Below are 1,599 nucleotides of genomic sequence, written 5' to 3'. Positions count from 1 at the left end.
CCGGAGTCCGGCGGACCGGCGGGCGAAGCGCGGCGGCGGGGACGGGGAGCCGGCTCTGCTCGACGTCCCGGGCACACCCGGGCGGCGCATCTCAGAACGTCATCGCGTGCCTCCCCTGCCGGGCCGGCCGAACCGCTCGTCCAGGACGGACAGCCGCCGCCAGTACTCGTCCTCGTCGATCTCGCCGGAGGCGAAACGGTGGCCGAGCACCGCGATGGGCGAGGTGTCCTCCACCGCGGGCCGCCCGGGGCCGGACCCACGGCGTCCGCGCCACACCGTGCGGCGCAGCAGGGCGATGCCGCCGCCGATGACCAGGGCCCAGATCACGGGGAGGAACAGGATCCACGGGCCGGGCCCGCCGTCGCCGAAGTGCGCCAGTGTCTGCATGATCGTCCATCTCCTCGGATGCGCCGTCCCGTCGCCCCTTGTGCGACATCTCCGAGCGTCGTCCCGCGAGGGGGCCGGGGGCGTCGTACGGTCGGCGGCACCGTGCGTACCTCGCGGGGAGTACGCGGACGGCCGCGCCCCGTCGAGAAGCCCTCGACTTCTGTAACTACTGGTATGTACAGTACGGGCGTGAGCACCTCGGAGCGGCTGATCGAGTCCACCCGCGAGCTGCTGTGGGAGCGCGGCTACGTGGGCACGAGCCCGAAGGCGATCCTGGAGCGGTCGGGCGCGGGCCAGGGCAGCATGTACCACCACTTCAAGGGCAAGCCCGACCTCGCGCTGGCCGCGATCCGGCGGACCGCCGAGGAGATGCGGGCCACCGCCGAAGCGGTCCTCGCCGGGCCGGGAACACCGTACGAGCGCATCGAGGCGTATCTGCTGCGCGAGCGCGACGTCCTGCGCGGTTGTCCGGTCGGGCGGCTCACCATGGACCCGGACGTCGTCGCCGACGACGCGCTGCGCGCCCCGGTGGACGAGACCCTGGACTGGCTGCGCGCGCGGCTCACCGGGATCGTCGAAGAGGGCAGGGAGCGGGGCGAGTTCGCGCCCGCGCTCGACAGCGCGGAGATCGCCGCGGCCGTCGTCGCGACCGTCCAGGGCGGCTATGTACTGGCCCGCGCCTCCGCCTCCCCCGCCGCCTTCGACGCGGGGGTGCGCGGTCTGCTCGCACTGCTCGCGCCGCGGGAGCGGTGACCCCGTCGACTTCCTTCCAGGAGAACTCCGTTGCACGCCCTGCAGTACGAACTCACCCTGCCCGCCGACTACGACATGGGGATCGTCCGGGACCGGGTGGCCCGGCGCGGGCACCTGCTCGACGCGTGGCCGGGCCTCGGCGTCAAGGCGTACCTGGTGCGCGAACGCGGGGTGCACGGCTCGCCGGTCAACCAGTACGCGCCCTTCTACCTGTGGAACACCGTGGAGGGCATGAACGCCTTCCTCTGGGGCGGCGGCTTCCAGGGCATCGCCGACGACTTCGGGCGTCCCCCGGTCCGGCAGTGGACCGGCCTGGCCTACGAGGAGGGGGTGGCCGCGGACGCTCCGGCCGCCGTCGCCGTGCGGCACCGGCGTCCCGTGCCGGACGGGGTGCGGGCGGGTGGGGCGGCCGAGGAGGCGGTGGAGGAGTGCGGGCGGCTGGCCGGCCGGGACGGCGCG

3 protein-coding genes are annotated in these 1,599 nt (G+C 74.4%); 2 read left to right on the top strand and 1 reads right to left on the bottom strand.

All coding sequences use genetic code 11. The annotated features are described in order from the left end of the window. Positions 1–99: 99 nt before the first annotated feature. On the bottom strand, positions 100–387 hold the full coding sequence (locus B7767_RS23390; protein ID WP_085573925.1) for an SHOCT domain-containing protein: 288 nt from the start codon (positions 385–387) through the stop codon (positions 100–102). Positions 388–561: 174 nt separating this feature from the next. Here B7767_RS23390 and B7767_RS23385 point away from each other — a divergent pair, with 174 nt between their 5' ends. Together B7767_RS23385 and B7767_RS23380 are read left to right on the top strand one after the other, a co-directional pair. Further along, positions 562–1,140 (top strand): TetR/AcrR family transcriptional regulator, encoded by a 579-nt coding sequence (locus B7767_RS23385; protein ID WP_085573924.1) that lies wholly within the window; start codon positions 562–564, stop codon positions 1,138–1,140. Positions 1,141–1,170: 30 nt separating this feature from the next. After that, positions 1,171–1,599 (top strand): DUF4865 family protein (locus tag B7767_RS23380; RefSeq protein WP_085573929.1); only part of this gene is annotated, 429 nt, incomplete at its 3' end.

Source organism: Streptomyces sp. 13-12-16 (assembly GCF_002114215.1).
Classification (GTDB): Bacteria; Actinomycetota; Actinomycetes; order Streptomycetales; family Streptomycetaceae; genus Streptomyces.
Note: the sequence above shows the minus strand (reverse complement) of the source record. Positions and strands in the feature narration are given on the sequence as shown.

What these genes read in the sequence shown, in the direction of transcription:
- B7767_RS23385 (WP_085573924.1), top strand. Translation starts at nt 562, where the DNA reads ATGTACAGTACGGGCGTGAGCACCTCGGAGCGGCTGATCGAGTCCACC.
- B7767_RS23390 (WP_085573925.1), bottom strand. Translation starts at nt 387, where the DNA reads ATGCAGACACTGGCGCACTTCGGCGACGGCGGGCCCGGCCCGTGGATC.